This is a genomic window from Thalassospira sp. UBA848 (genome assembly GCF_002295455.1).
In the GTDB taxonomy this organism is placed as follows: Bacteria; Pseudomonadota; Alphaproteobacteria; order Rhodospirillales; family Thalassospiraceae; genus Thalassospira.
In genome coordinates this window covers 1-4,602 of sequence record NZ_DBGS01000120.1, presented here as the reverse complement: position 1 = coordinate 4,602, position 4,602 = coordinate 1, and the positions used below count along the sequence as shown (strand labels likewise).

7 protein-coding genes and 1 pseudogene are annotated in these 4,602 nt (G+C 55.5%); 6 read left to right on the top strand and 2 right to left on the bottom strand.

Annotated features, from left to right (window positions below; genetic code table 11):
• The 5 genes and pseudogenes from B2R48_RS16760 to rho form a co-directional block, all read left to right on the top strand.
• Positions 1 to 236, top strand: a pseudogene (locus B2R48_RS16760) (ABC transporter substrate-binding protein); the annotation flags it as partial.
• 137 nt (positions 237 to 373) lie between these two features.
• Positions 374 to 484, top strand: coding sequence for a hypothetical protein (locus B2R48_RS20330; RefSeq protein ID WP_348657885.1), 111 nt, complete (start codon positions 374 to 376; stop codon positions 482 to 484).
• Positions 462 to 1,109 (top strand): Smr/MutS family protein, encoded by a 648-nt coding sequence (locus B2R48_RS16755; RefSeq protein ID WP_213475699.1) that lies wholly within the window; start codon positions 462 to 464, stop codon positions 1,107 to 1,109. The genes B2R48_RS20330 and B2R48_RS16755 overlap by 23 nt, the downstream gene beginning before the upstream one ends.
• Positions 1,106 to 1,465, top strand: a complete 360-nt coding sequence (locus B2R48_RS16750) for a helix-turn-helix domain-containing protein (protein ID WP_062957067.1) — start codon at positions 1,106 to 1,108, stop codon at positions 1,463 to 1,465. The genes B2R48_RS16755 and B2R48_RS16750 overlap by 4 nt, the downstream gene beginning before the upstream one ends.
• Before the next feature lie 399 nt (positions 1,466 to 1,864).
• Positions 1,865 to 3,130, top strand: a complete 1,266-nt coding sequence (gene rho, locus B2R48_RS16745; RefSeq protein ID WP_062957066.1) for a transcription termination factor Rho — start codon at positions 1,865 to 1,867, stop codon at positions 3,128 to 3,130.
• Positions 3,131 to 3,287: 157 nt separating this feature from the next.
• Here rho and B2R48_RS16740 read toward each other — a convergent pair whose 3' ends face one another.
• Positions 3,288 to 3,590, bottom strand: coding sequence for a hypothetical protein (locus tag B2R48_RS16740; protein WP_297002746.1), 303 nt, complete (start codon positions 3,588 to 3,590; stop codon positions 3,288 to 3,290).
• Positions 3,591 to 3,692: 102 nt separating this feature from the next.
• Between B2R48_RS16740 and B2R48_RS16735 the strand changes: the two genes are divergently transcribed.
• Positions 3,693 to 4,307 carry an HD domain-containing protein gene (locus B2R48_RS16735; RefSeq protein WP_297002743.1) on the top strand — a complete coding sequence of 205 codons (615 nt, stop codon included), beginning with the start codon at positions 3,693 to 3,695 and terminating at the stop codon, positions 4,305 to 4,307.
• Between the two features lie 52 nt (positions 4,308 to 4,359).
• Here the strand turns inward: B2R48_RS16735 and B2R48_RS16730 are convergent.
• The coding region (locus B2R48_RS16730; protein WP_297002738.1) for a zinc-binding dehydrogenase at positions 4,360 to 4,602 on the bottom strand (243 nt) is incomplete at its 5' end.

The window sequence follows — 4,602 nt, the reverse complement described above, 5'->3', positions numbered from 1 at the left end:
GCGCCTTGCCGTATCGCACCTGTTACCTTTACATCGCGATCAGCGGCGATGTGCCAGACAGTGATATCGCAAAACTCCAGGCCCGGCTCGATACCTTTAAAACCAACGGTTTCTTTGTCGAAAACCGGCGTCAGAACGGATTATCGACCAATCTGGAAAGCTCGTTTCTCAAGGCGATGCTTGATCTTGATAATAACGGTGTGAGCTGCGTCGATTTGAACGGCATTGGTCCCTAAGGTCCCGACTTGTGGGGATCGCTATTGCCGGTTCTGCCTGTTTTTACCAAACAGTTTGTCGCCAGATGCCGAAATGAGCCACGGGCGCGGTTGCGCGAAAAGGAAGGACACGGCAATATGCCGCGAACATTCCTTGGGTGAGCGGGCTGTTGCGGACAGGTGATATCGAACAGATGATACAGCTTGGCGCACATGGATCGCGCCACTTGCATATTGTCTTGGTCGATGAGTCAGAAGAAACCAAATAAGCGACGCCGCACCGTCACGGATGATGAAAAGACCCTGTGGGAGGTCTTTACCCGTGACGTCAAACCCTTGCGCAAGAAAAAGCGCAAGGGCGGCGATGACGTGGTCGCATCTGATGACGACATCCACACCAGCGATACCGCCATCACCTTGCCCGACAATCTTGGCGACAAGCTTGAACAGTCCGAGCAAAGCCGGGCAGCGCGCAATCTGCCATCGGCCCGCAATGCCGACCGTGGACCACAGATCAAAAATCGCCAGCTTTCGGAACTCCAACCCGGTGTCACCGACGGGATTGATCGCTCAACCGCCCAAAAATTCCAGAAAGGCAAGATGTCCATTGACGGGCGCATCGACTTGCATGGCATGACCCAGGACGTCGCCCATAATGCGCTCAACGCATTTATCGAAGACAGCTGGCGGGCCGGAAAACGTTGCGTTCTCGTAATAACTGGCAAGGGATCAAGGCCCGATGAGTATGGCCGTACCGGTCTTTTGCGCGAACGTACCCCGCAATGGCTGAGCGCCCCGCGCCTGCGCAACCGCATTCTTGCCATTCATCAGGCCCAGATCCAGCATGGCGGGGCCGGGGCCTTTTATGTCTTGTTGAAACGGAGACGCCCGTGACACCTTTTGGCAATCGCATCAGGGAACTCCGTGCGCGCAACAACGTCACGCTGACCGATATGGCAACCGCGCTTCAGCTGTCGCCAGCCTATCTGTCCGCCCTTGAACACGGCCATCGCGGACGGCCCAGCCCCGGTCTGGTGCAACAGATATGTGGCTATTTCAATCTGGTCTGGGACGAGGTCGATGACATCAAACGCCTTGCCCAGCTTTCACACCCCAAGGTCACGGTTGATACCGCCGGTCTGGAACCGGCCGCAACCGAACTGGCCAATCTGCTGTCGGAACGGATTGCCGGGCTGAGCGATGATCAACTGGGCCGGATGCTTGAAATCGTCCGTGAACGCCCGGCCTAGGGATTGACGCACAGGCTTTGTTTGATATCCATGGCCGGGCCAGTGATATGCCGGTGGCTAAGTGAATCTGTTGCGATCCCGGGGCCTTGTTTCCGTAACTGTTGATCGAAATCCGGGTAATCACCGGCCAAAAGCGTGTTTTTTGTACAACGCGGGGGTCAAAATAGGTGATTTCTTCGAATCACGGTTTGACTATTACGATTTTCAAGGGTATCAATCGGTGGTGTTTCGATCCAGAAACATGAAAATACCTGCCTTTCTTGCAACTCCAAGGTTTCGAACCGTCCGCACGCCCCAGCAAAAGCCTGAGTGCCTTGCCTGACGGTCAACCGCACATCTTCTCTTCTATCTCCATAAAATCTTCGCCCTTTCGGCAACCACAGATCATTAAACGCACATATGCATCTTCAGGACCTTAAAAAGAAATCTCCGACCGAGCTGCTTGCTCTGTCTGATGAACTCGAAATCGAAAATGCCAGCACGCTCCGCAAGCAGGAGCTGATGTTTGCCATTCTCAAGCAGTTGGCCGAGAACGACCATGCCATCTTTGGTCAGGGCGTTCTTGAAGTACTGCCTGATGGTTTCGGTTTCCTGCGCAGCCCCGAGGCAAACTATCTTGCCGGCCCCGACGACATTTATGTCAGTCCGAGCCAGGTGCGGCGTTTTGGTCTGCGTACCGGTGATACGGTCGAAGGCCAGATCCGGTCGCCCAAGGAAGGCGAACGGTATTTCGCGCTGCTCAAGGTCGACAAGGTCAACTTCGATGCGCCGGAAAAAGTCCGTCATCGCGTCAACTTTGACAACCTGACCCCGCTGTATCCCGATCAGCCGCTGCATATGGAGCGCGAGATTGATCAGGAAGGCACGAACAAGGACACCACCAACCGCGTGATCGAGCTTGTCTCTCCGCTTGGTAAAGGTCAGCGTGCCCTGATCGTCGCACCGCCGCGTACCGGTAAGACCGTGATGCTGCAAAACATTGCGCACGCGATCGAGGAAAACCACCCTGAAGCCTATCTGATCGTTCTTCTGATTGACGAACGCCCGGAAGAAGTGACCGACATGGACCGTTCGGTAAAAGGTGAAGTCATTTCGTCGACCTTCGATGAACCGGCCCAGCGCCACGTTCAGGTCACCGAAATGGTTCTGGAAAAGGCCAAACGTCTGGTCGAACACAAGCATGATGTTGTCATCCTGCTGGACTCGATCACCCGACTGGCGCGCGCCTATAACACCGTGGTTCCGAGCTCGGGCAAGGTCCTGACCGGTGGTGTTGATGCCAACGCGCTGCAGCGCCCGAAACGCTTCTTCGGTGCGGCCCGTAACATCGAAGAAGGTGGCTCTCTGACCATCATCGCGACCGCCCTGATCGATACCGGTTCGCGTATGGACGAGGTCATCTTTGAAGAATTCAAGGGTACCGGTAACTCCGAGCTTATTCTGGATCGCAAACTGTCTGACAAACGTATCTTCCCGGCGATTGATATCCTTAAATCGGGTACCCGTAAGGAAGAGCTTCTGGTCGACAAGAGCGTTCTGTCCAAGATGTGGGTGCTGCGTCGTATCCTCAACCCGATGGGTTCGCAGGACGCGATGGAATTCCTGCTTGGCAAGCTCAAGGGCACCAAGAACAACGACGACTTCTTCGATTCCATGAATGGCTGATGCCGTCCGGGCCTGAACGGCCTGTGACATGGATCGACCAAATCAAACGGGGCCCCACGACGGGCCCCGTTTTTTGTGTCCGGTCCGGACACGCCAGACCAGAACGCGGCAGTGTTTCACATGAAACGCTGATGGCTTGGGATCGTATTTGTCCCGGTCATAGTGCCAGGCTTACTTCCGCCAGATCGCCATCAAGTTTCTGGCGATCCACACGCGCAGTGCCCGGCTCGATGGAAAAACTGTCATCATCAAGATGAATGCCGATATGGTGCGTGCCGTAATTGAGCGTAATCGCCAGTGTGTTGGCAGCCGTGATTTCGCACACCACCGTTTCACCGGCCTCGATCCGGTTGGGTGGGGCGCTTTGCCAGCCATCCTTGGGGGCAAGGGCGCTCAGATGCAGCGGGGTCTCGGCGTTTTCATTCCACAAGGTCAGTTTCAGGCGCATTTCCTGTGACATTATTTGCCTCTCCCGGGTCATGGCTTTGCTGTCAGTCTATCCTGTTTGCCGCTGTTTTTCATGCACTTGCGCAATTTTCACTGCTGTTGGATGCATGAAGGCTTGAAACCACGCAAAAGCCGTGGGACTCTGAGCTCTCCGTTCACGACTGTATTGCGCTTTATGCAGCTTCTACTCAAATCTGTTGATTTCGCGGCCCGTGCCCATCGCGACCAGCGTCGCAAAGGTGCTGCACAGGAACCCTATATCAATCACCCGATCGAGGTTTCCCGCCTGATTGTCGAATGCGAACCGCACACAGGGGAGGACATCCTTTGTGCCGCCGTTCTGCATGATGTGATTGAGGATTGCGGTGCGACGCGCGATGAAATCGCCGCCTGCTTTAACGACATCATCGCCGATATCGTGCTCGAAGTCAGTGATGACAAGGCCCTGCCACGTGACGAGCGCAAGGCAAAGCAGATCGAAACCGCCCCAAACCTGACCAGTGGGGCCAAACTGGTGCGCCTGGCCGACAAGGTCGCCAATGTCGGTGCGATGCTGACCGACACGCCGGTTGGCTGGGATGAAAGGCAGATACTGACCTATGTCGACTGGGCCGAAGCCGTCATCGCCCCATGCCGCGAAGTCAGTGACAACCTTTCGGATCGCTTTGATGCCATCGCGCGCGATGTGCGGATTTTCCATCAGAACGAACTGAAAGAGGCAGGGAAATAACCCAGCCTCAAACTCGATTTCCATATCAATATCAGCGCAGTACCGAACGCGATCAGACCGTAAAGACGATCGAACCGTTGGTTTTGCGGCTTTCAAGATCGTCATGGGCCTTTGCGGCATCGGCAAGCGGGTAGGTCGCGGTGATGTCGATGGTGACAATGCCTGATTTCAGCACGTCAAACAGCTCACCGGCACTGGCCAGTAGCTCTTCACGGGTGGCGTTATAGTGGAAGATGCTCGGCCGGGTCAGGAAATAGGCCCCCGGGGCAAGCTGGGCAAGCGATACCGGCGGAAC